Origin of the sequence: Neobacillus canaveralius, assembly GCF_047237705.1 — a bacterium.
GTDB lineage: Bacteria > Bacillota > Bacilli > Bacillales > Cytobacillaceae > Neobacillus > Neobacillus niacini_K.
Map to the genome: position 1 here is coordinate 608,735 of NZ_JBDFLL010000001.1, position 23,477 is coordinate 632,211.

Annotated in this window: 22 protein-coding genes; 17 read left to right on the plus strand and 5 right to left on the minus strand. The window is 37.0% G+C overall.

Annotated elements, in window-relative coordinates:
- Window positions 1-62: 62 nt before the first annotated feature.
- The 5 genes from ABC255_RS02950 (at window position 63) to ABC255_RS02970 (ending at window position 5,735) form a co-directional block, all read left to right on the plus strand.
- Window positions 63-1,052 carry a LacI family DNA-binding transcriptional regulator gene (locus ABC255_RS02950; protein WP_412991277.1) on the plus strand — a complete coding sequence of 330 codons (990 nt, stop codon included), beginning with the start codon at window positions 63-65 and terminating at the stop codon, window positions 1,050-1,052.
- A gap of 115 nt (window positions 1,053-1,167) precedes the next feature.
- Window positions 1,168-2,142 carry a substrate-binding domain-containing protein gene (locus tag ABC255_RS02955; protein ID WP_412991278.1) on the plus strand — a complete coding sequence of 325 codons (975 nt, stop codon included), beginning with the start codon at window positions 1,168-1,170 and terminating at the stop codon, window positions 2,140-2,142.
- Window positions 2,143-2,204: 62 nt separating this feature from the next.
- Window positions 2,205-3,719, plus strand: a complete 1,515-nt coding sequence (locus ABC255_RS02960; protein ID WP_412991279.1) for a sugar ABC transporter ATP-binding protein — start codon at window positions 2,205-2,207, stop codon at window positions 3,717-3,719.
- Window positions 3,712-4,689, plus strand: a complete 978-nt coding sequence (locus tag ABC255_RS02965; protein WP_412991280.1) for an ABC transporter permease — start codon at window positions 3,712-3,714, stop codon at window positions 4,687-4,689. Before ABC255_RS02960 ends, ABC255_RS02965 begins: the two co-directional genes overlap by 8 nt.
- Window positions 4,690-4,700: 11 nt before the next feature.
- A complete protein-coding gene (locus ABC255_RS02970) occupies window positions 4,701-5,735 on the plus strand; it encodes a Gfo/Idh/MocA family protein (protein WP_412991281.1) in 1,035 nt (344 codons plus the stop codon).
- A 197-nt stretch (window positions 5,736-5,932) separates the two neighbouring features.
- Here the strand turns inward: ABC255_RS02970 and ABC255_RS02975 are convergent, their stop codons facing one another.
- Window positions 5,933-6,232 (minus strand): DUF3243 domain-containing protein, encoded by a 300-nt coding sequence (locus ABC255_RS02975; RefSeq protein WP_412991282.1) that lies wholly within the window; start codon window positions 6,230-6,232, stop codon window positions 5,933-5,935.
- Between the two features lie 367 nt (window positions 6,233-6,599).
- On the opposite strand from ABC255_RS02975, the gene ABC255_RS02980 reads away from it, so the two are divergent.
- The gene (locus ABC255_RS02980; protein WP_412991283.1) at window positions 6,600-7,559 is read left to right on the plus strand and encodes a siderophore ABC transporter substrate-binding protein; all 960 of its coding nucleotides are present in this window, start codon (window positions 6,600-6,602) and stop codon (window positions 7,557-7,559) included.
- Between the two features lie 132 nt (window positions 7,560-7,691).
- Here ABC255_RS02980 and ABC255_RS02985 read toward each other — a convergent pair whose 3' ends face one another.
- Window positions 7,692-7,889: a hypothetical protein gene (locus tag ABC255_RS02985; RefSeq protein ID WP_412991284.1), complete on the minus strand. Its 198-nt coding sequence runs from the start codon at window positions 7,887-7,889 to the stop codon at window positions 7,692-7,694.
- 447 nt (window positions 7,890-8,336) lie between these two features.
- Between ABC255_RS02985 and ABC255_RS02990 the strand changes: the two genes are divergently transcribed.
- The 7 genes from ABC255_RS02990 (at window position 8,337) to ABC255_RS03020 (ending at window position 15,691) form a co-directional block, all read left to right on the plus strand.
- Complete coding sequence (locus ABC255_RS02990) at window positions 8,337-9,293, plus strand: sugar phosphate isomerase/epimerase family protein (RefSeq protein WP_412991285.1); 957 nt, start codon at window positions 8,337-8,339, stop codon at window positions 9,291-9,293.
- A 33-nt stretch (window positions 9,294-9,326) separates the two neighbouring features.
- Window positions 9,327-10,415 (plus strand): sugar ABC transporter substrate-binding protein, encoded by a 1,089-nt coding sequence (locus ABC255_RS02995; protein ID WP_412991286.1) that lies wholly within the window; start codon window positions 9,327-9,329, stop codon window positions 10,413-10,415.
- Window positions 10,416-10,497: 82 nt separating this feature from the next.
- Entirely contained in the window at window positions 10,498-12,009 is a 1,512-nt protein-coding gene (locus ABC255_RS03000) for a sugar ABC transporter ATP-binding protein (RefSeq protein WP_412991287.1), read from the plus strand.
- Window positions 11,990-12,985: an ABC transporter permease gene (locus ABC255_RS03005; RefSeq protein ID WP_412991288.1), complete on the plus strand. Its 996-nt coding sequence runs from the start codon at window positions 11,990-11,992 to the stop codon at window positions 12,983-12,985. The genes ABC255_RS03000 and ABC255_RS03005 overlap by 20 nt, the downstream gene beginning before the upstream one ends.
- A 5-nt stretch (window positions 12,986-12,990) precedes the next feature.
- Window positions 12,991-13,908 (plus strand): ribokinase, encoded by a 918-nt coding sequence (locus ABC255_RS03010; RefSeq protein ID WP_412991289.1) that lies wholly within the window; start codon window positions 12,991-12,993, stop codon window positions 13,906-13,908.
- Between the two features lie 28 nt (window positions 13,909-13,936).
- Window positions 13,937-14,680 (plus strand): DeoR/GlpR family DNA-binding transcription regulator, encoded by a 744-nt coding sequence (locus ABC255_RS03015; RefSeq protein ID WP_412998467.1) that lies wholly within the window; start codon window positions 13,937-13,939, stop codon window positions 14,678-14,680.
- 312 nt (window positions 14,681-14,992) lie between these two features.
- On the plus strand, window positions 14,993-15,691 hold the full coding sequence (locus ABC255_RS03020; RefSeq protein WP_412991290.1) for a putative periplasmic lipoprotein: 699 nt from the start codon (window positions 14,993-14,995) through the stop codon (window positions 15,689-15,691).
- A 108-nt stretch (window positions 15,692-15,799) separates the two neighbouring features.
- Here the strand turns inward: ABC255_RS03020 and ABC255_RS03025 are convergent, their stop codons facing one another.
- Entirely contained in the window at window positions 15,800-16,516 is a 717-nt protein-coding gene (locus ABC255_RS03025) for a 3-ketoacyl-ACP reductase (RefSeq protein WP_412998468.1), read from the minus strand.
- A 287-nt stretch (window positions 16,517-16,803) separates the two neighbouring features.
- Between ABC255_RS03025 and ABC255_RS03030 the strand changes: the two genes are divergently transcribed.
- Window positions 16,804-17,628: an aldo/keto reductase gene (locus tag ABC255_RS03030; RefSeq protein WP_412991291.1), complete on the plus strand. Its 825-nt coding sequence runs from the start codon at window positions 16,804-16,806 to the stop codon at window positions 17,626-17,628.
- Window positions 17,629-18,137: 509 nt separating this feature from the next.
- Entirely contained in the window at window positions 18,138-18,920 is a 783-nt protein-coding gene (locus ABC255_RS03035) for an REP-associated tyrosine transposase (RefSeq protein WP_412998469.1), read from the plus strand.
- Between the two features lie 72 nt (window positions 18,921-18,992).
- On the opposite strand, the gene ABC255_RS03040 is transcribed toward ABC255_RS03035, so the two are convergent.
- Window positions 18,993-19,451 (minus strand): GNAT family N-acetyltransferase, encoded by a 459-nt coding sequence (locus ABC255_RS03040; protein ID WP_412991292.1) that lies wholly within the window; start codon window positions 19,449-19,451, stop codon window positions 18,993-18,995.
- Window positions 19,452-19,713: 262 nt separating this feature from the next.
- On the opposite strand from ABC255_RS03040, the gene ABC255_RS03045 reads away from it, so the two are divergent.
- Window positions 19,714-20,946: an aminopeptidase gene (locus ABC255_RS03045; RefSeq protein ID WP_412991293.1), complete on the plus strand. Its 1,233-nt coding sequence runs from the start codon at window positions 19,714-19,716 to the stop codon at window positions 20,944-20,946.
- A gap of 73 nt (window positions 20,947-21,019) precedes the next feature.
- On the opposite strand, the gene ABC255_RS03050 is transcribed toward ABC255_RS03045, so the two are convergent.
- Window positions 21,020-21,760 (minus strand): HAD family hydrolase, encoded by a 741-nt coding sequence (locus tag ABC255_RS03050; protein ID WP_412991294.1) that lies wholly within the window; start codon window positions 21,758-21,760, stop codon window positions 21,020-21,022.
- A 415-nt stretch (window positions 21,761-22,175) separates the two neighbouring features.
- Between ABC255_RS03050 and ABC255_RS03055 the strand changes: the two genes are divergently transcribed.
- Window positions 22,176-23,387, plus strand: coding sequence for a multidrug effflux MFS transporter (locus ABC255_RS03055; protein ID WP_412991295.1), 1,212 nt, complete (start codon window positions 22,176-22,178; stop codon window positions 23,385-23,387).
- Window positions 23,388-23,477 lie beyond the last annotated feature (90 nt).

Genomic DNA, 23,477 nt, shown 5'->3' on the forward strand with positions numbered 1-23,477 from the left:
TGAAAATGTAATCGATTTCATTATTAATTTCTACATGAAATCAAAGAAAGAAGGACAGTAAGATGGCGAACATCCAGCAGGTAGCGAAACAAGCAGGAGTTTCTGTTGCAACCGTATCGAGAGTATTAAACGGACAAAATACCGTATCTGCAAAAACAAAAATGAGAGTCGAAGAGGCTATTAAAAAATTAAATTATGAACCAAGTCTTCTTGGGAGAAACTTAAGAACTTCAGAAAGTCGGCTTCTCTTAATCTTAATTCCAACCATCTCTAATCCATTTTATTTAGAAATTATTAAAGGAATCGAACAGGTTGCGATTAGTCAAAATTATAACATTCTCCTTTGTGAAACCGATTCCAATCCTAATAAGGAGAATATATACTTCGATCTCATTCGAAAAAAGATGGCAGATGGAATTATTACGATGGATCCGGCTGTTAATGTTGAAACACTGAAAAAGTTAGCAGAGAATTTTGCCATTATCCAATGCAGCGAATATGAAGAATGTTCGGGAATCCCGTATGTTACCATTGATAACGAGGAAGCTTCCTACCGGGCAGTCAAGCATCTGATTCAAATCGGACACCACAAAATTGCCCTCATGAATGCCGATGAGAAATATTTATTTGCCCGCCAGCGAAAAATGGGTTACAAACGAGCATTAGAAGAGAATGGAATCACCTTGAGAAACGAATATATCATTTCTACTCAAAATTTAGGATTTGAAAATGGGCAGCGTGCGATGAAAAAGATTTTAAATTTACAAGACCGGCCAACGGCTGTATTCGCCGTATCTGACCTGTTAGCCATCGGGGCGCTGAAAGAAATTAATGCTGCTGGGTTGCATGTACCCAATGATATTGCGGTCGTAGGTTTTGATAAGATTGATTTTTCAAATATGACAAACCCGACTCTTACCACCATCGCTCAACCGATGCGCAAAATGGGAAATGTTGCAGCGAGAATGTTGATTGAAAAGATTAAAGGTGAAGAAGTGGAAAGTATTCTATTAGACCACGAATTAGTCATACGAGAGTCTACATCAAGATAAATGCGCTAAGATTAGCGCTCTGCTATTAAACTTTTAATAGTAGATCGCTGACCTTAGATATGATTGTAATCGATTACAGTACATATCGGGAGAGCCTTTTAAAAATTACAAAGGGGTGAAGGATTTGAAGAAATTATTAGTATTACTTTTGTCTTTAGTAACAATGTTTGGTTTAGTAGCATGTAACAGCGATACAGGAGGTTCCGAGGGTGGTAAAGATGATGACACACTAAAAATCGGAATTTCTTTACCATCTGCCACACATGGTTGGATGGGAGCTTTAATTGATAGTGCTGAAAAGCAAGCAAAGGAACTGAAGAAAAGTGATGGCATTGAATACGTGATGACAAATGCAGCTGATCCAAATAAGCAAGCAAATGACGTCGATGATTTAATCGCTCAAGATGTGGATGTTATCGTCATGCTTCCAATTGAGTCTGCAGCACTTTCTCCAGTAGGGCAAAAAATTAAAGATGCAGGGATTCCTTTAGTCATTGTTGACCGTGAGCTTGAAAATGACGCAGCTACTGTAGTTGTAAAAGGTGACAACGAAGGTATCGGTGTAAATGCTGGTAAATACTTTGTAGAAAAGTTAAATGGAAAAGGTAAAGTAGTTGAAATCACAGGACCGCCAAGTTCTGTTACTGAACAACGTGGAGCTGGTTTTAAAGAAGCAATGGAAAACTCCGATATTGAGATTATCGCTTCACAAAGTGGTGATTTTTCAACGGAAAAATCTTTAGAAGTTATGCAAAATATTCTCCAAGCGCACCCTGAAATCGACGCTGTGTTTACACAGGATGATGGAATGGCTCTAGGTGTACTACAAGCAATTAAAGAAGCTGGCCGTAAGGATATTCAATTCGTAACAGGTGCTGGCGGCGGTAAGGCTGTATTTGAAGACATGAAGAAAGATGGCTTAATTACAGCAACTTTCCTATACTCTCCAACAATGGTTGAGGACGCGGTGAAAATTGCAGCAGACATTGCAAAAGGAAATAAACCAGCAGAATCAATGGTCGTTAAAGAAGCAACTCAAGTGACAAAAGATAACGTTGATGAGTTCTATGATGCAGAATCAAAATTCTAAATAAGTGGTGGAGATACAAATAGTGTATCTCCTCTTTTCTAAAAAGGAGGGATTAAAAGAACATGACTACAAGTCCTTTTTTAACAATGAATAACATTGAAAAAGCATTTAACGGTGTACCTGTATTGAAAAAAGTATCGCTTACCGTTGCGGAGGGTGAGATTCACGCTTTGTTAGGTGAAAATGGTGCGGGGAAATCTACGCTGATGAACATTTTGGGGGGTGTTCATCAACCCGATCATGGCTCGATTCAGATAAATGGTCAGGAAGTAAAAATGTCTAATCCGAGAGTATCTCAGGAGCAGGGAGTCAGCTTCATCCATCAAGAACTCAATGTCGTAGCTGACTTAAGAGTCTATGAAAATATGTTTTTAGGTTCAGAGCTTAGAAGTAAACTTGGTTTTTTAAAAGTAGAAGAGATGTGCCGACAAACGAATGAAATTTTAGCCAAGCTTGGTGTGGATATCAATCCGAAGGAATATGTCAGAAATCTAGAAACCTCTTATAAACAATTAATAGAAATTTCAAAGTCGCTGCTACATAAATCGAAACTGATCATTATGGACGAACCGACAACCTCGTTAGCGGAACATGAAGTGAAACGTTTATTTGAGTTCATGAAGAACCTAAAGAAATCAGGCGTGTCCATCATTTATATTTCTCATAAGTTAAAGGAAATCAAGGAAATTTGCGACACTTATACCGTGTTGCGTGATGGAGAACTAGTGGGGACTGGCAGTATTGAAAATGAAAATTTAGATACGATTACAAAACTTATGGTGGGTAAATCGATATCTCAAGAGCGATTGGTAGATAAGCAGTCGTTTGGACCTGTTGTGTTAGAAGTGAATGACTTAAATAGTCAAGGATTATATAAAAATATTACCTTCACCCTCAGGAAAGGTGAAATATTAGGCTTTACTGGCTTAGCTGGTGATGGCCGAACAGAGCTTTTTGAAAGCTTATTTGGATACCGGAAAAAATTCACTGGTCAAATCAAGATTAATAACCAGCTGGTAAAAATAGATCATCCACGAAAAGCGTTAGAAGCAGGATTGGCACTTGTTCCGAAGGACCGGAAAGAAAATGCCATTATAAAAGATTTAAGCGTTATTCATAATATGAGTTTATCGTCTATCGGACATTTTGAAAAAGCTGGTTTTATCCAAGAGAAGAAAGAAAAGGACAGATTCCACTATTATAAGGAAAAACTTAACATTAAAGTTCACAACCCGCGGATCACCATCGATAAGTTGAGCGGTGGTAACCAACAGAAAGTCATTATTGCTAAATGGCTTGAGGTAGATACAGATATTATTATTTTTGATAATCCAACACAAGGGATTGACGTTGGGGCGAAGCATGAGATTTATCAGCAAATCCTGTCATTAGCGGAACAAGGAAAAGCCGTGATTATCCTATCCTCAGAGGCACCAGAGGTACAAAAGGTTTGTCATCACATCTATTGTATGTACCAAGGGGAAATCACAGCCCGGTTAAAGGGAGAACAAGCAACAGAAGATGAAATTATGAGTTATGCAACAGGTTCAAAAAGGGAGGCCGAAAACATTGGCTAATGTTAATACGATCAAACAACCAAATCCGCAAACTTCAACTACAAAAAGTCGCCTCTCTTGGCTATGGTCCGAGTATAGCGTCATCATTGCTTTCTTAGTTATTTTTATAGCAGCAGCATTAATGAATCCCAGATTTCTAGATATCAATAACCAATTGAATATCTTAATGCAAGTCTCGATTATTGGCATTGTCGCTTTAGGTATGACCGTTGTTATGCTTTCTGGCGGCATTGACTTGTCGGTTGGATCGGTACTGGTATTCGTCGGTGTCATTTCCGTTTTAGCAATGAATGCTACAGGCAGTATTTTCGTTGCAATCTTAACGGCTTTGGTAGTAGGATCATTCGCAGGATTTTTAAATGGATTAATGGTCGCAAAAGGGAGAATTGCTTCGTTTATTGCGACCTTAGGGATGATGGCTGCAGCAAGATCAATCGCTTTATATATTGCAGAAGGCGGCAGTATTTCAGGAGAGGTTTCAGGTTTCACAGCCATTGCGAATAGTAACCTCTGGATTTTTGATTTTCCTGTCATTATTTTCTTTGTTATGACAGCACTTGTGTATATTTTAATGCATAAAACTCGCTTCGGACGTTATGTCTATGCTCTTGGAAGTAATGAGAAAGCGGCGCTTCTTTCAGCGATCCGAGTTGATCGTGTAAAAATTGGTATCTATAGCTTGGTAGGGTTACTGGTGAGTATAGCTGCGATCATTGAAACATCCCGATTAAACTCGATTTCTTCTTCAAGTTCAGGTGTTCAATATGAACTTGATGCGATTGCTGCCGTTATTATTGGCGGTACAAGAATGACTGGTGGTCGTGGGAAAATTATGGGTACCTTTTTTGGGGTACTAATCCTGGGTATTCTGAACAACATGATGAACTTAATGAACGTTTCTCCACACCTCCAAGGATTTGTAAAAGGATTAATTATCATCATTGCAGTAGTATTCCAAAAGAGAGAGTAGGAGGGAATCCATTGGGTATTAAGGTAGGAATTATTGGTTGTGGTACGATTGCTAAAGTACGCCATGCACCCGAATACAAAGCAAATCCCTATGTGGATGAGATTATCTTTTACGATCGGAATCTAGAACGTGCAACTGCACTTGCGAACGAGTTCGGTGGACGTGTAGCTCAAACAGTAGAAGAGTTACTGGCTGATCCAACGGTAGAAGTCATCAGTGATTGCTCTTCTAACGAATTCCATCATATATTTTCTACAAGTGCATTGCAAAGTGGAAAGCATGTTTTATGTGAAAAACCGATTTCTTTAACCGTTGAGCATGCAAGTTTAATTGTCGATGCGGAGAAGAAGTCTGGAAAAAAATTAATGGTTGATCATAACCAGCGATTTACCCGCGCCCATCAAAAGGCGAAAGAGATCATTAAAAATGAAGAGCTCGGGAAAGTTCTTACCTTTCGAACGACATTTGGACACTCTGGACCGGAACAATGGAGTATCAATAAATCAAACTCTACATGGTTTTTTAAAAAAGATCGTTCCAGCCTTGGTGTGGCTGGGGATTTAGGGATTCATAAGGTTGATCTGCTGCACTATTTATTAGACGATGAAATCGAGAAAGTTAGTGCCTTTCAAGGTGCTCTTGATAAAGTCAATGAGCATGGTGAGCCGATTGAAGTATGTGACAACATCGTATGTAGCTTAAAGACGAAAAAAGGTCGTCTAGGTACGGCAACATTTTCTTGGACCTATTATGGAGAAGAAGATAATAGCACTATCATTTATTGTGAAAAGGGTATTATAAAGATTTATCATAGTGAAGAATACCAAATAGAAGTCATTTATAAAAATGGTGAGAAGGTCTATTACGAACTAGAAAGTATCCAAACGAACGATAACCAAACAAATAGCGGTGTAATCGACGCCTTTATTGATTGCATTCGTCTTGAACAAGAACCCATTGTGACAGGAAATGATGCCCTTACCTCACTAAGAGTTATTCTAGGTATTATGGAAGCCGCAGAAAAAGGTAGTGTTATTACGATTTAAGGTGGGGGCAATGGGGACGGTTCTTGTTGACATTCCTAACCAGATAAACCATGAGAACCTTCCCAATGTTTTAGGTTCACAGAAGTGAAGCCCCTTCAAAGATTGAGAAGGGGCAGTTTATTTCGGGTTACCATTTTCTTTAAAACCAATTCTATTATCGATTTCATATTTTATTATTATAGTAAATTCTTGTGCGGCTAAGATTGTTGCACCAAACGGACAAGCATATGAGCCAGTTTATGCTGCTCTTCTTCACTCCCCACGTTCCAAAGTTCCTGTAATAACCGCTCCTCAGAATTCTTAGGCGGCTCCTTATGCGCGAGGTAATCGGCTACTTTCTGAGCCGAGTTGGCTAACTGCTCTTCATCCATACCTAATCTTTTTCCTAAATTAACTTTTCCGCTAAGATATTCCCTAAAATCATCAAAACTTGTTAACGAATCGCCGTTTTTGTACACCAGGTTTTCTATCTTATTCTCATCTAACTGTTTGTCCACGACTATCACTCCTTTAGTTGTCATCTATGTTTCATGTGCTTGTCCTATACATTCCCTGTGCCTTTCTAAATCAAACCTTATTAACTATTATTCTTAATAATAGTTTCCCCAAAATGTGCAATAGGGACGGTTCTTCTGGTCGCCTGAGAACTGTCCCCCTGCTCTCAGAACCCGCCCAAGGATTTTTTAGTTGAAAACAATTCTCAATTATCTATTGACATGATTTATCCGAAAATATAATATATTACTTGTGATAATGATAATCATTTTCAGTTAAAATACTAAGAGGAGCTGAAAACAGAGAGATTTTTTTCAATAGTTCAAGAGTTCTACTCTACATATTTTTTAAAAAAAGGAGACAAAAAGGATGAAAAAGTTACGTTTAATTTCTCTTATGTTCGCACTGATTTTATTATTAGCGGCGTGCGGCAGCTCAGAAGAAACGAGCAAATCTTCAGGTACTGAAGGGGAAAAAACAGAGGAGGTTGCAAAAGAAGTTAAGATCACCCATGAATATGGAGAAGTTACCATTGAAAAGAACCCTAAGAAAGTAGTTGTATTTGATTTTGGTGTACTTGATGCATTAGATACAATGGGTGTAGAAATAACTGGTCTTCCACAAGCAATCGTTCCTAAGACGTTAGAGAAGTATGCAGGTAAAGAATATACCAACGTTGGGAGCTTAAAAGAACCTGATTTTGAAGCGCTGCATGAATTGCAGCCGGATGTTATTTTCATTTCAGCAAGGCAAGCAGAACTATATGATCAATTTGCAGAAATAGCTCCAACGGTATTTGTAAATGTGGATTATGCAGACTACATGTCTTCACTAGAAAAGAATTTCAAACTCTTAGCTGAAATCTTTGAAAAGGAAGACGTACTTGATACAAAGATGAAGGAGCTAAAAGCAAGTATTGCTGAATTAAACAAAGAAGCCTCCGCCTCTGCCAGCAAAGCATTAATTTTATTAGCGAACGAAGGAAAAGTAAGTGCATTTGGTCCAGCTTCACGCTACGGATTTGTACATGATGTGTTTGGTTTCAAAGCGGTAGACGAAAACCTTGAAGTTTCACAGCACGGTCAAAGTGTCTCGTTTGAATATATTTTAGAGAAAAATCCAGATGTTCTATTTGTTATCGACCGATCTGCCGCAATTGGTGGTGAAATAGCAGCGAAAGATACCATTGAAAATGAGTTAGTACAGAAAACAAATGCGTATAAAAATGGAAAGATTGTCTACTTAGATGCGGTGAACTGGTACATTGCAGGGAATGGAATTGCTTCAACACAATCCATGGTAGAAGAAGTGAAAGCAGCATTAGAATAGATAGAAGGAAAGCCGGAACTATTATGTTCCGGCTTTCATTTTTAGTTGACTGAAACCGTGGGGACGGTTCTTGTGGTCATGTTGAAATATAAAAGCCAGGAGAACCGTCCCCATTGAACCCTTGAACATAAATTACTTCTTCATTAATTTCATTCCAAATGTTAAGATCTCATAACTATTTTTTAGCATAAATCCATAATTTTTTTTATGATCAATGATAATATCTTCGTCTAAATGGCTAATCACCAATGGATCGATTAGGATTGTTATAGCTTCCACTTTAAAAATCTCCTCATTATCCACCTGCTCAACCTGAGCAAGTTCGTACATATAGGTGGCACCTCAACCAGTTGTTCGGATTTCATTAATCTTAATGGTAGGCTCTTCACCCAGTACATTTGTCAGTTGCTGCTTTGCGTCTATCGTAATAGTTACTTTCATATTTTCACCTCAAACTAATTTTACCCTTTCCTTAACATGTTAAACAGAAAATATTTATCTAAATTATTCGAAGAATGATAGTTTCATAATATGTTGAGGTAGGATTCAATGTTATTTTAAATATGGTTAATAAATTTGAAATAAAGTGAAATTTATTGGAAATAATAGGTAAAATTTAATTTATTTTACAAATAAACGACCTTTACTAGTATTAAAATTAAATATTTTTGAAAAAAGGTGAAAAAATATGAAAAAAATTATTGAATATTTGGAATCACGGTGTTAAAGTATTAATCAGAAAGCGTTTTCTAAATTCATTTTTTGGAGTGATTATCAGTGAAGTTAGCAACAAGGATAAATTCAGTTCTCCCAACTGTCAATGGTGATATTTTACAAGCAATAGATCTGGTTTCGAAAGTTGATGGAATCACTTCAGTTGACCTTAACTTTCCGGAGCACTTTGAACAGTATACTGTCTCTGAAGTTTCTAACAAGTTGCAAGCAGCTGGGTTAGAAGTTAATGGACTAGCTTTAAGATTTCGTAAACATTTTATTAATGGAGAATTAGGTAATAGCAATATTGAGATTGCAGAAGACGCATTAAAGTTATGTTATCAAGCAGTAGATGCTTGTAGAGAACTTAATGGTAAAGTCATAACACTTTGGTTAGGCTATGATGGTTTTGATTATCCATTCCAAATTGACTACCCAAAAGTATGGAATCAAGTGAAAAAGTTTATCAGAAAAATTGCAGATTATGCTCCTGATTTAAAGATTAGTATTGAATATAAGCCGTATCAAGAAAGATCTTATGCATTCATTGATAGTATCGGTTCTACCATGTTAATGGTTAGTGAGATTGATAGAGAAAATGTTGGTGTAACGGTTGATTATTGTCATATGTTGATGAAAAGAGAAAATCCAGCATATGGCTTAAGTATCGCAACAGAGAGAAATAAATTGTTTGGCGTACATATTAATGATGGATATGGCCAACACGATGATGGCCTAATGGTTGGAACGGTTTCATTCATGCAAACATTGGAATTTATGTATTACCTTAAGAAGGGTAATTATGAAAGCGCTATTTACTTTGATACATTTCCCGTAAGAGAAGAACCGTTAGCAGAAATTCAACAAAATGTCGAAATGATTCAAGAGATTAATAGAATGATCGATACCGTGGGAATGGGTCATATAGAGAATGTCATTAGTAAAAATAGTGCAATTGAAGCAAGACAACTTTTTATGAAATTCTTACAAAATGTCAACTCAACCGTAACAACAAAATAATATTCGTTAGTAAATATAGGAGGGTTAATGGATATGAATAAAAAAATAATTCTTGCATCATTGGTATCAGTCTCTTTACTGTTAGGCGCGTGTAGCGCTAATAGTAGCAATAATGGAGCAAGTGGTGGTGAAACAAAAGCAAACGCAGGATTTAACCCTGATAAAGAAGATGGTAAACTCTATTCGGAAATTAGAGATAAGCTAGGTGCAGTACCAAAGGTTACGGATGAATTGAACCTTGGCGGTGTAGCAAAAGCGTTTGAAAATGAATACTGGAGAACACTAAAGGAAGGCATGGAAATAGGTGCTGATAAATTCTCTAGCAAGGGTTACAACATTAACGCTGATGTTAAATCTCCACAAGGGGAAGCGGATGAAGAAGGGCAATTGTCTATCGTTCGGGATATGATTAATAAAAAATATTCAGGCCTGTTGTTATCACCAATCTCTGATAGTAATCTCGTTCCTGGGGTAGAAGAAGCAGTAGAAGATGATATTCCCGTTATTAACGTAAATGATGGAATTATTGCGGAAGCCCCTCATTTTGTTGGACCTAAAGCTGTAGAAAACGGCGAAAAAGTAGCAGAATGGGTTTCCGAAAAACTTAATGGAAAAGGAAAGGTTGCCATTGTTGTAGGTATGCCGAAAGCTTTTGCTGCACGTCAACGTACGCTAGGTTTTGAATCTTGGATTAAAGACAACGCACCAGGTATTGAAATTGTTGAAAAACAAAATGCCGACTGGGATCGCGAAAAAGCGAAAAATACAGCAGAAACTTGGATCAAAAAACATCCTGATTTAAAAGCCATTTTTGCTAACAATGACACAATGGCATTAGGGGTACAAGAAGCGGTTAATGCATCCGGAAAAGATATTCTTGTTATGGGTGTAGATGGAATTGGTGAAGCCTATGATTCTATTCGTAAGGGTGAGCTTGACGCTACCATTGATTCCTTCCCTAAATATAAAGGACAAATTGCAGTCGAGATGATGATTAGAAAAATCGGTGGTCAGGATTTACCTAGAGTTATTTGGACACCACAAGCATTAATAGATTCTACTAATGTGGATACACCGGCTGAAGAAATTATTGGCTGGACTGAACCTGAGCTTGCTCAATAAATTTGATTAAAATAACTATAGTCGAATCTACTAATGATTCGGCTATAGTAATAAAAAGGGGAATTTTATAGTGAAGGACCAAGTGGAAAAGATCATAAAATTTCAGAATGTTTCTAAGGTGTTCCCAGGTGTAAAGGCATTAAATGGTGTGAGTTTTGATATACAAAAAGGAGAAATTCATGCGCTTTTAGGAGAAAATGGGGCTGGTAAATCAACCTTGTTAAATATACTCCATGGTGTATATACAGAATATGATGGGGAAGTACACTTAAATAATCAGGTTGCAAAATTTAAAAATGCCAATGATGCGATTCATCACGGAATTTCTAAAGTGCACCAAGAAGTAAGTTTAATACCAGAACTAAGTGTTGGTCAAAATATCGTATTGGGGTACGAACCCAAAAAGGGTATGTTAATAGACAATAAATCGATTCATGAACACGCCAATGAAATTCTATCAAAACTTAGATGTAATTTTAAAAGCGAAGATAAGGCTGGCTCATTAAGTACAGGGGAAATGCAAATGGTTGCGATTGCAAAGGCGCTCTATCACAAGGCTGAAGTCATCTCCTTTGATGAACCTACAGCTTCTTTGTCAAAATCTGAAACGGACTCCCTGTTTGAAATCATTAATGAATTAAAACAAAATGGGATTACTATATTATATGTTAGTCATCGATTAGAAGAGATTTTTGAAATTTGTGATCGTGCAACTGTACTTCGTGATGGAACTTTTATTGAATCCTTTTATGTTAGAGATGTAAGTAAAGAACAATTAATCAGGAAAATGGTTGGTCGGGATGTTTCCGCTTTTGCTGTCAGAAATAAAAAAGGGATGATCGGTGAAGAGACTGTTTTAGATGTTAAAGGATTAACGATTAATAATGTATTTGAAGACATTTCTTTTCATTTGAAAAAAGGAGAGATACTAGGATTTTTTGGACTGGTAGGCTCGAAAAGAACTGATGTTATTCGCACTATATTTGGTGCAGAAAAGAAAACAAATGGTACCATAGTACTTAATGGCAAAGAGGTCGATATAAAGTCCTCTCAGCAGGCTGTTAAATTGGGGCTTGGTCTTGTTCCAGAAAATCGAAAAACACAAGGATTTCTTAAATTCTTTACTAATGCTGATAATATTGCATTAACTAAACTCGAAAAGTTCACCAAATTTGGTTTGATTAGCCATAAGAAGAAAACAGAAAACTGCGAGACCTATATAAATGAAATCAATTTAAGACCTGCAAATCCACACTATTTAACACATGAACTAAGTGGAGGTAATCAGCAAAAAGTAGTTATTTCCAAATGGTTATCTTCTGATGCAAGCATTTTATTTTTAGATGAGCCAACTAAGGGTGTCGATGTTGGTGCGAAGGCGGAAATTTATCGTGTAATGGAAGGGCTATTGGAAAAAGGTAAATCGATCATTATCGTTTCTTCTGAATTACCTGAAGTACTTGGCATGTCGGACCGAATTATTGTTATGAGGGAAGGACGTAAAGTAATAGAGTTAAAGAATAATGGACTAAAAGAAGAAGATGTACTTCAATATGCAATGGGGGTAAACAAAAATGAAAGCCAAGTTATTTAGTCGTGAAGCTAGTCTAATTTTTGCCATTATCATGATGGTCATTATTTTTTCAGCCATAGAACCTATTTATTTAAGTGGTGGTAATTTACTTGATATTTTCGATCAAACCGTCATTAATGGTTTATTAGCTATAGGTATTACGTATGCGATTATTACTGGAGGGATTGATTTATCGATTGGTTCGATTTTTGCAGTGGTCATTGTTATTACTGGTGACTTATTGGTAAGAGGAATGAATCCCGTTTTTGCGATTGCGATAGGTATGGGATTAGGGTTTGTATTAGGTGTAGTAAATGGACTATTAATCACTAAGTTGAAATTACAACCATTCATTGCTACTTTAGGTACCATGAGTGCCTATAGAGGTATTGCATATATCTATACTGGTGGTTGGCCAGTATTGGACATTCCTGATAATTTTAGATCCATGCTTGCAGGGGATGTTGTGAAAGATGTTCCAGTTTCTGTGATTATTTTGATTGCGTTTACAATAGTAAGTCACATTGTTTTAAAGTATACTAAACTAGGTACGTATATCTTTGCTATAGGTGGAAATGAAGAGGCAACAAAGCTGTCAGGTGTTAATGTTGACCGAACAAAGATTTTAACTTATGCACTATGTGGTGTGGGAGCTGCTTTGGCTGGGATGATCTTGTTAGCACGTCTAGGTTCTGGTGAACCTGCAACTGGACAGGGATATGAATTAAATGCGATTGCCGCTGCTGCAATTGGCGGGGCTAGTTTGGCAGGTGGTAAAGGAAACATGATCGCTACCTTACTTGGTGCTATTCTATTGTCAGCATTAAAAGTTGGTTTAGTCGTAGTAGGAGTTGACTCATTCTGGCAGTATATTGCAACCGGTGCCATTATAGTCGTTGCAGCTTATTCTGAAGTCATCCAAGATAAATTTAAAAAACTTCGTGTCGTTAAAAATAATAATAAAAATACAAACTATCCAAAAAGTGTAGGGATGTAGACTCTATGGAAAATAACAAAGTAGCTGTCATTGGCAGCCTTAATTATGACATCGTATTAAAGCAGGAAAGATTAGCGGAAATTGGTGAAACGATTACGGTGGATGGGGTTTCATTTTGTGGTGGTGGAAAAGGGGCAAACCAAGCCGTTCAATGTGCAAAATTGGGACTTGAGACAAACATGGTAGGTAAAGTAGGTAATGATCACTTTGGGACTATATTAATTGATTCATTGAAGAAATATAATGTGAAAACGGATTATATTGGTGTAGCCGATACGCATACTGGGCTTGGAATTGTAAACTCTTTTCCTGATGGGAGACTGCTTTCTACGATTTCAACAGGTGCCAATTATTCTCTAATCGTTGAGGATATAGACCGTGCCGAGCCGATTATAAAGGATAGTCAAATTGTTATTTTACAATTGGAAATCCCAATGGATGTAGTCGAGTATTCAATAAAATTAGCAAAAAAACATAATTGCTATGTGATCGTGAATGCAGCACCAAGTTACAATCTCTCAGAAAATGTTATGGAGTTAATTGATTGTTTGGTTGTAAATGAATCCGAAGCAAGTTTCTATGCGGGGCGAGAGATTGCTACGGTTGATGATGCATTACAATGCTGTGATTCATTATTCAAACAGATTGGAGAACTCTTAATTATCACATTAGGTGAAAAAGGCAGCCTTATATATGATGGAACCAATACGTTTTGTATTCCACCTGAAAAGGTAAATGTAGTCGAAACCACCGGGGCTGGGGATTCGTATATTGGTGCAATCGCATATGGTTTGATAAATGGTTTGAGTAAAGAGGAGATGGGAAAATTCGCATCGAAAGTTAGCTCAAAAACCGTTACAAAAATTGGCGGCCAGGACGCTATGCCTCATTTAGAGGAAGTTTTAGCAAGTTTTGATGTATAGATTGATGTTAGTTAGGTAGGTATTGAATATGATTCCTTATGTAAGACGAGAAAAAATAATGGAAGAATTAGAAAAAAAGGATTTAATGTATATTGATGATTTTGTAAGTATCTTTGAAGATGTTTCAGAATCCACGATTCGAAGAGATTTAAAAAATCTAGAAGAAGAAAATCAAATTACGGTTCTTAGAGGCGGAGCTGTTAAACGAAAGGTTAATACATTTGAATTGCCAGTTGGCACAAAGAAATTCCTAAATTTAGATGAAAAAGAACGAATCGCTAAATTTGCAGCTTCTTTTGTTAAGGATGAAGAGGTCATTTATATTGACTCAGGGACAACCTGTGCGGCGATTGTAAAATATATAAAAGCTAGAGACATTCGCATTGTTACTTCAAACATTTTAGTTTTAAATGAGTTGGATAATCCAAATATTATCAGCTGTATCATTATTGGTGGAGATTTTAATAAGAATTTAGATTCTATAAGTGGTCCTTTATCCGACAATACTTTAAAAAACCTTTATTTTGATCGATCCTTTCTGGGAGCAAGTGGATTTGGTAATGAAATGGGAGTTAATACACCTGACATCAGAGAAGCGAGTAAAAAAACGATCGTCAATACCAATTCCAAGAAGTGCTATGTATTGGCAGATAGCTCAAAGTATAATAAAAGTACCTTATGTAAGGCATTTGAATTAAATCAATGCATTTTAGTAACAGAAAAAAAAATTAATGGGCTGGAAGGAAAAATACAATATTACATTGTGGATTAGAAGTCGGTGATAGATCGCGGGCTACTAAGGAATACCCCCTTATCTCAAGTAGATAAGGGGGTATTTGTGATTCTAAGAAAAACGTAGTTTAGTTCAATGTAAATGTGGGTAATTAAAAAGGAGAGAAGAAAAGAAACCTCGATTTTACTTGATCTTAAATCTAGTATTTGGAAAATGTGGTCGTTTAGGAGTGGATGAATTTTTTAAAATTGTAACCATTGAACTATTTGTTAGAAAATATGGAACATTTCCAATTCTAAAACGTTTTAATAGGTATAATAGAAATAGGTTAATTTTGGGAGGTAATGAAAAATGAAGCAGGGTTTAATTTTGATAACTTTTTTGATGTTAATGACTGCATGTTCTTCTGAAGATGTTACTCCGATTAAGGTTGATACTATCAATGAATTATCTCCGCAAACTGTCACCTTGGAACCAACCCAATTGATAACTGAAAAAGAAATAACTGAGAGCAATCAAGATATTCAACTGGTAAACAATGAAAATAATGATAGCGTTGACACGCAAAGTTCCCTTGTAAATTCTTCTCAGACAGGAGAGGAAAAGAAAATTGAAATAACTACCCTATCACAGGAAACTACGGAACCCCTAGTGGATGAAAAGGAAGAAACTCCTGCCGAGGATTCTATTATGATCGGAGATTCGGAATATATTAATTTAATGCATGAAGAAAAATTTCAAGATTGGATAAATGTTGCAGTGAAATATGGTACCACACTTTATGCTATACCGTATTCGGATGTTTTTGCGATTGTGAAAGATGGAGAAGTACTGGTCGGTATGAGTACTGGGGTTGCTAGTGCTGCGCCAAACCAGATCAATATTCTATGTGATTTGATGGCAGATAAAGGCGAGTCTGCAGAAAAAATTATAGAAGGCATCAAACATGTGGCAGAAACGGGAGAAAGTGTTCAACTCGTAGGTCCACAAGAATTTGACGATGATTTTTCAATTGAAAAGCAGGAAGGGTGGATTGTCGTTTCGTGGTAATGATCTTGGGGACGGTTCTTGTGGTGCATGATCATGGGGACGGTTCTTGTGGTCTAAACTAACCAAATTAAAACCACGAGAACCGTCCCTATTGAGTACTATTGAGTATTATGGATTCGTTGACCATAGTCCAGCTGTTTTTAGGACAACTCTTGGATGAAGCTTTAAACCTGAGACGATCAGGTCTGCTAAATCTTCCGGCTGCATTACATTTTCTGGATTTCCAGTAATTAGATTGGTATCAATGGCTAAGTCCGTTGCGACTGTGCTTGGTGTTAGTGCTGTCACTCGTATATTATGTTTTCTAACTTCTAGCATAAGCGATTCTGATAGCCCGAGGACTGCGAATTTGGATGCACTATATGCACTTGTTACTGGAGCTCCCTTTTGTCCTGCTGAAGAAGATATGTTGATGATATCACCGGATTTCCGTTCGATCATTCTAGGTAGGACCGCTCTTGTAACATTGTAGACACCCATTACGTTTACACGGATAATGTTCTCCCACTCTTCAGGTGATAAATCTAAAAAGCCGCCAAATTTCGCAGTACCTGCGTTGTTGATTAAAATATCAATAGACTCTAGGTCTGATTGGATATGCTCTACCGCATGTTGAACAGACGTTAGATCCGCTACATCAGCGGCTGCGGCAGAAACGTTGATATCATATGAGGCTAGCTCAGCTGTTACTTTTTCTAGATTAGACATGTTTAAGCCGATTAATCCTAGATTTACACCTTCTTTCGCTAAAGCAATCGCTGTAGCTCGGCCAATTCCTCTTCCAGCGCCAGTTATAATCGCGTTTTTTCCTTTTAAAGAGATCATATGTACACTCCTATTTTCAATAAGATATTCATTCAGTCTAACACATGTATTCTCTCCATATTTTTCAAATTCATTTACCGTTAAGCAAAAGAGATCATGGAGATCATGGGGACGGTTCTCGTGGTCTGCACTAGCCATATAAAAAACCATGAGAACCGTCCCTCTGAATTTAAAATCATTTCACCAATAAGAGTAGATGAATAGAAATCCAAGAAATAGCGCATAAATTAACAGGTATGATAATCTATGAAGGTAATTACATATCGATAGTAAAAGGAGAATGTAGCATGAATTTTGTAACTTTAAATAACGGTTTAAAAATGCCGCAGCTGGGCTTTGGCGTTTGGCAGGTTCCTGACGACCAGGCGACAGAGGCGGTTGAAATTGCACTAAAAGCTGGGTACACATCGATTGATACGGCGATGATCTATAAAAATGAAAAGGGCGTGGGAAGGGCGATTGCAGAATCCTCCGTTCCTCGTGAAGAGTTATTTATTACCACCAAGGTTTGGAATGCTGACCAAGGCTTTGAAAAAACCTTACGTGCATTTGAGGAAAGCCTGGACAGATTAGGACTTGATTATATTGATTTATATTTGATTCACTGGCCAACTCCTAATTTTGACCAGTATGTTGACACCTATAAAGCTTTAGAAAAGCTTTATCGTGATGGACGAGTGAAGGCAATCGGGGTTTGTAACTTTGAAATTGAGCACTTAGAGCGCATTTTAAAAGAATGTGAAGTTGTGCCGGTACTGAATCAGGTGGAGTGTCATCCATACCTTGCACAAAATGAGTTAAAAGAGTTTTGCGCAAAACACAATATCTTTTTAGAAGCTTGGAGTCCTCTTGAACAGGGCGGTGAGGTGCTGCAAGACAAAGTGGTTCAAAAAATTGCTGCTGCACACAGCAAATCTCCAGCGCAAGTTGTGTTACGCTGGCATTTACAAAACAACACCATCGTCATTCCTAAATCCGTTACACCATCAAGAATCGAAGAAAACTTTAACGTATTTGACTTCGAACTTAGTGCAGATGAAATGAACGAAATTAATAAACTTAATCGTAATCGACGAAAAGGCCCTAATCCAAACGATATGCATGTTCGATGAGTGAATGAGGGGGGACAATGGGGACGGTTCTCCTGGCTTTATCTTGATAATCACTTGCTTTTACGAGGGGGCATTGCTGGACTTCAGCAATGCCTTTTTAGTTTGGAACGTTCTATTGGTATTATTCTTTTATTTTAGTAGGGAATATAAGCAAAAAATGACTGGAGTATTTTGATAAAAGGTGTATGATAATTTTAATAGTAATAGTTTCCTTCTTTCTCCCTTTTAAAGTTCCCTCGAATGTTTATCCAACATGAAAATATCATTTTGTCTTTTTTCTTCTCATTTCAATGTATTACCTCATCTAATCTATCTCTCAAATTTTTAACCACTTGACCCAATAATCAAAAATCATGGGGTAGGTTCATTTGGTCTAACCTCACATGACCATGAGAACCGTCCCTATGGAAATAAAACTAGTGTAAAGGAGAATCATATCTTGGCAAATTTTTGTTGTTTTAGGGGAATGGATCAAAAAAATAGACTGTTTTTTTTCAGTGGTGTTTAATATGCCACGAGGAGCAAGAGTGAAAAGCAGGAGCGGAATCTATCATATTATGCTAAGAGGTGCCAATCGACAGGAAATCTTCCATGATGATGAGGACTGCTTGAAATTTCTTGAATTATTACATATCTATAAGCTGAAATCCGAGGTGGAGATGTACAGTTGGTGTTTGATGAGTAATCATGTGCACCTCCTATTAAGGGAGGGCAATGAAGACATATCGAACACCATGAAGCGAATAGGTGTAAGTTATGTCTCATACTATAACTGGAAGTACAGAACATCAGGACATCTTTTTCAAGACAGGTTCAAAAGTGAGAACGTAGAAAATGTACAGTATTTATTGACCGTGGTAAGATACATCCACCAAAATCCACTTAAAGCAGGAATGGTCAAAAGGGTAGGTGACTGGAGATGGAGCAGTTGCCGGCAATATTACGGTAATCATGATGAGAGAAGAAAACTGGTGGACTCTGATTACATTTTAGGAATGTTTTCGGGGGATACCATTCTGGCCAGTGAGAGATTTAAAGAATTTAATGAAAAGGTCAATCAAGATCAATGTCTAGATCACCACTTGGATAAAAGAAGACTAACAGATGAAGAAGCTAGGGAAGTACTTAAGAATCTGCTGAATGAAATTGATATTGCCAATGTTAAGAGTTTACCTAGACTCCAAAGAGATGAAATACTCAAAAAAACAAAAGGAATCAAGGGTCTTTCCCAACATCAAACAGCAAGAATCCTTGGCGTTTCACGAACACTTATTTCTAAGGCAAGATCTTGACCTTTGTTTTGACTTTGTGACTTTGAGGACGGTTCTTGTGGTCTAAAAAACCAAGAGAACCGTCCCTATTGACTACTGCTTAATTGAAAAGATTAATTCATCTTCAACGGCTTTAATTACTTTGCCAGTATCTTTAAAACCTACTGATAAATATAGTTGTTTTGCTATTTCGTTTTCGGGAACAATGGTTATAAATATTTCGTTACAATTAAATTGATTTACCATTTCTTTTATGATTAAGAGTAATGCTTGCTTGCCATAACCGTTACCATGAAACTTGTAATCAATCATAATTCTACATATTTCATAGCCAGCAAGTTCTTCAGAATAGCCATACATGGTAAAGCCTATGGGCGTATCATTTTGATAAATGGCTTTAACGGTCCAATTTTCTTCTATACTCGCTTGTGCTAACGATAAACAGTTTGAGGCAATTGTTTTTTCGAATACTTTGTTTCGTTGGTCTTCTGCACTGCTAAGTCTTACAATGTCTAACCAGTTTTGTTTAGTTACTTCATTTAATGTAATCATGTCATTTCCCTCTATCTAAATTTTAATCTCCGTTAATAATTTCTCTGTTTGGCGGAAATAACCTTTTTTGTGGCGGCAGTTTCTGTATTTTTTAACTTAAAAGCAATTTTTCAATTTGCCTTCTCAGAACGAATAGTGTGGGTAAAACAATATAGTTCTGGTGAATGAGAGTATACATAAATTAACTTTATTTCATTGTTTTGGGATGGTATAGTCTAAAGTGAAATCGCAAAATAGACTTTATTTTATGAGGGGGAGAAGCATGAAAAGCTTTGAAGAGAAGTTGGATCAATATGCTGAATTAGTTGTCAAGATAGGTCTAAACATTCAAAAAGGACAGAGGTTACTAATCAATTCTTCTATTGAAACAGCTGATTTCACACGAAGAATCACGAAATATGCTTATGAATACGGGTGTAAACGAGTGTTTGTAGATTGGGTTGATCCGAGTCTGAATAGAATTCATTATTTAAACGCATCGGATGAAGTATTAAAGGATTTCATCCAACCATGGGAAATTGATAAGTTCAATAGCCTTGCCGACCAGAACGACTGTATGCTATACATTGCAGGTACTGATCCTAATGCATACGCAAATATCCCACCTGAACGTATTATGTTCGTACAAAAAAACGGTGCTGAAAAACTGCAAACCTTATCTCAAAAAAGACTAAAGGGTGATGTGCCCTGGGCAATCATCGGTGTACCCACTGAAGCCTGGGCAGTGAGTATTTATCCAGAGTTGAAAAAAGATGAAGCCGTAGCTGCTTTATGGGAAGCGATTTTTAAAACAGTAAGAGTCGATCAACCAGATCCGATCGCAGCGTGGAAGGAACATTCAGCTACACTTATAAAAAAAGTGGATTATCTGAACGAACAAAAGTTTAAGACACTGCATTATAAATCAAAAGGAACAGATCTTACCATCGAGCTTCATCCTGACCACAAATGGATAGGTGGTGGACATCAATCGACTTTTGGTACCACGTACATTCCAAACCTTCCAACAGAAGAAGTGTTTACGACTCCTTATAAATTTGGAGTAAACGGTACCGTTGCTAGTACAAAACCTTTATCTGCTTTAGGAAACTTAATCGAGAACTTTAGCCTCTCGTTTAAAGATGGAAAAGTGGTTGATTTTTCTGCAGAAAAAGGATACGAGACGTTAAAACAGCTTCTTAGTATGGATGAAGGTATGTTATATCTTGGTGAAGTGGCGCTCGTGCCACATGATTCACCCATTTCGAATTCCGGTATTATCTTTAATAATACATTGTTTGATGAGAATGCTTCATGCCATCTGGCGATTGGAAACGCGATTTCCATGGCACTTCATGATGCAAAGAATATAAGCTTTGAGGATTATGAGAAAAAAGGCATTAATCATAGCAATGGACACACTGACTTTATGATTGGTTCAGCCGATCTCGAGATTGAAGCTGAGTATCATGATGGAAGAAAAGTGCCTCTGTTTAAAAATGGAAACTGGGCATAACATGACATTTGACATTGGGGACGGTTCTGGTGGTTTTTTGAGCCACCAGAACCGTCCCCATGGTCATGATTTATCACATTGCTTCATTGTAGAATACGTATTCTCTAAAAAAAACTGGCAAATCAAGAAGTGAAGGTAATTCAGCAAATGTACTCTTTTGCTCCATTTCTAAATCCACAATATTATAGCTCCATTCAATTTCTGATGGAATATGAATCGCATTTATACCTAATTCTATTGCGGGTTTTATATCTGTTTTGAGTGAATTGCCTATCATCCAAATGGATTTCTTGCTAGCGGGGATCTTATTTATAACCTTTTTTAAGGCTTTATTGTTTTTATGTTGAGAAATATACACTCTTTCTTCGAAGTAGGGTTCTAATCCTAATTGTTTAATTTTTCTGGTTTGATTTTTTACATCGCCGCCAGTGAATAAGTAGAGTTGATGACCGTCCTCTTGTAATTTATTCAGGACATCATACATATAAGGAAAAGGCTCCACTTCTGTCTCAAAAACACTCCGGCCAATATTTCGAACTTGTTCTACTTCATTTGCCTTTATTCCCTTACCATATTTTTGACAAAAGTAAAAATAGGTTGCTACAAGCGATTCAGGAAATTTTTCTGAAAGTAAGCCGTGTATCTCGACACTTTTTAAATCAATTTCTAATTGCTTTTGCTTGATTTCTTCATCGGATGGTGTTTTAATCCATTCTTTTATTTGCTTAACAAATTGGTTTTTCGCTTGCTCAAAGTATTTATTACAGTGGATTAGAGTATCATCCAGGTCCAATATTAAGGTTTGTTGATTCATAACCAATTCCCCCTTAAATAGTGGTGTAAACTAATTATATGGGTAAACTTTATATCAATGATAAAAACAGCATTTCCCAATTCAAATTTAGTTCATATGTATTAACGTAACTGTAATATATCATTTTTTTGATGCAACGATTATGGGTATTAACTCCTAGAATTCTTTAAGGAATTATATTAATATTTTTCAATTTCAAAATAAGTTCTTGAATGTGGAGGATTCATGTTTAGGGAAATTCACTTCGGTTGACGAAATGTTTACCCTATGCTAATTTCATTGCATGCACTTTATAATCCATTTCTTAATAAATAGCATGTCACCCGTTATTGCACAAATAGAGTGGATTAAGAATGAACTAAAAAGTATATGCAGCCAAATGAGTGGAAACGGGTGAATAGAAAGGACAGAAATAGTGAATAAATTAACAGGTACAAAACGATTGCAACTAGCTTTACTTTTAGGGTCACTTTCATTATTAGGTCCTTTTACCATTGATACGTATTTACCTTCCTTTCCCACCATTGTAAAGGAGTACAACACAACTGCTTCCTTAGTACAAATTAGTTTAACGACATGCCTATTAGGATTGGGATTGGGTCAATTGGTTATTGGACCCATGAGTGATGTTCAAGGGCGTAAGAAGCCGTTGCGATTTTTCCTCATTATGTATTTAATCACTTCTGTGATATGTGCATTTGCCCCTACTATTTACATCTTTATCGGGGCTCGTTTCTTGCAAGGCTTTGCAGCAGCAGGAGGGCTTGTTATTTCGCGAGCCATTGTTCGCGATGTCTATAGTGGAAGGGAACTCACCAAGTTCTTCGCTTTATTGATGTTAGTGGGGAACCTTGGGCCGATTGTAGCACCGATTGCAGGCGGGATTATACTGGCATTTACCGATTGGTCAGGCGTTTTTCTTGTTCTAGCTTGTATAGGGATTGTATTGTTTTTAATCGTTTTATGGAAACTGGAAGAAACATTACCAAATGAAAACCGTGTCCCGAGTGATATTTCACAAATTGTGAAGAATTTTGGCTCTTTGTTAAAAGATCGCCAGTTCACCGGTTATGCCCTTACGCAAGGCTTCATGGTTGCAGGAATTTTCGCTTATGTTTCGGGAATATCGTTTGTCTATCAGAATATTTATGGTGTGACTCCCCAAGTGTTCAGTCTATTGTTTGGAGTCAATGGAATTGCGCTCATTATTGGAACTCAGATGGTTGGCCGCTTTGCAGGTGTTTTTTCAGAGAGAGCTTTTTTAAAGATCGGGTTATTGATTGCCAATTTATCAGGTTTGGCTTTATTGGTTGCTCTTCTAGTTAAGGCACCGCTGATTGCTGTTGCCATTCCAATTTTCTTTTTTGTCTCATCAATTGGAATCACTGGTACCACTTCGTTTGCATTAGCAATGGAAACACAAGGACATATTGCAGGAAGTGCTTCTGCGCTATTAGGACTCCTTCCATTTGTACTAGGATCATTAACGGCGCCCCTCGTAGGAATTGCCGGGGAATATTCAGCGATTCCAATGGCGGTTATTATGTTTTCAGCAAGCTTACTGGCATTCTTATCTTATTACGGATTAGTCGGAAAAGCTTCTTTAAGGGTTCAGGCTATAAAATAATAAAGTAATTCTAACCCATTCTAGTTTTCATCTGGAATGGGTTTTTTTGTAAATTTTAAGAGTTTATTCAAAAGTATTAAAAGCTCCCTC

Bases quoted from the DNA above. Each gene is read 5' to 3' on its own strand.
- ABC255_RS03050 (WP_412991294.1), bottom strand. From the start codon at position 21,760: ATGAATCAACAAACCTTAATATTGGACCTGGATGATACTCTAATCCAC.
- ABC255_RS02950 (WP_412991277.1), top strand. From the start codon at position 63: ATGGCGAACATCCAGCAGGTAGCGAAACAAGCAGGAGTTTCTGTTGCA.
- ABC255_RS03005 (WP_412991288.1), top strand. From the start codon at position 11,990: ATGAAAGCCAAGTTATTTAGTCGTGAAGCTAGTCTAATTTTTGCCATT.
- ABC255_RS02980 (WP_412991283.1), top strand. From the start codon at position 6,600: ATGAAAAAGTTACGTTTAATTTCTCTTATGTTCGCACTGATTTTATTA.
- ABC255_RS03020 (WP_412991290.1), top strand. From the start codon at position 14,993: ATGAAGCAGGGTTTAATTTTGATAACTTTTTTGATGTTAATGACTGCA.
- ABC255_RS03040 (WP_412991292.1), bottom strand. From the start codon at position 19,451: ATGATTACATTAAATGAAGTAACTAAACAAAACTGGTTAGACATTGTA.
- ABC255_RS02995 (WP_412991286.1), top strand. From the start codon at position 9,327: ATGAATAAAAAAATAATTCTTGCATCATTGGTATCAGTCTCTTTACTG.
- ABC255_RS03030 (WP_412991291.1), top strand. From the start codon at position 16,804: ATGAATTTTGTAACTTTAAATAACGGTTTAAAAATGCCGCAGCTGGGC.
- ABC255_RS03035 (WP_412998469.1), top strand. From the start codon at position 18,138: ATGCCACGAGGAGCAAGAGTGAAAAGCAGGAGCGGAATCTATCATATT.
- ABC255_RS03010 (WP_412991289.1), top strand. From the start codon at position 12,991: ATGGAAAATAACAAAGTAGCTGTCATTGGCAGCCTTAATTATGACATC.
- ABC255_RS03025 (WP_412998468.1), bottom strand. From the start codon at position 16,516: ATGATCTCTTTAAAAGGAAAAAACGCGATTATAACTGGCGCTGGAAGA.
- ABC255_RS03015 (WP_412998467.1), top strand. From the start codon at position 13,937: ATGATTCCTTATGTAAGACGAGAAAAAATAATGGAAGAATTAGAAAAA.
- ABC255_RS02960 (WP_412991279.1), top strand. From the start codon at position 2,205: ATGACTACAAGTCCTTTTTTAACAATGAATAACATTGAAAAAGCATTT.
- ABC255_RS03045 (WP_412991293.1), top strand. From the start codon at position 19,714: ATGAAAAGCTTTGAAGAGAAGTTGGATCAATATGCTGAATTAGTTGTC.
- ABC255_RS02985 (WP_412991284.1), bottom strand. From the start codon at position 7,889: ATGTACGAACTTGCTCAGGTTGAGCAGGTGGATAATGAGGAGATTTTT.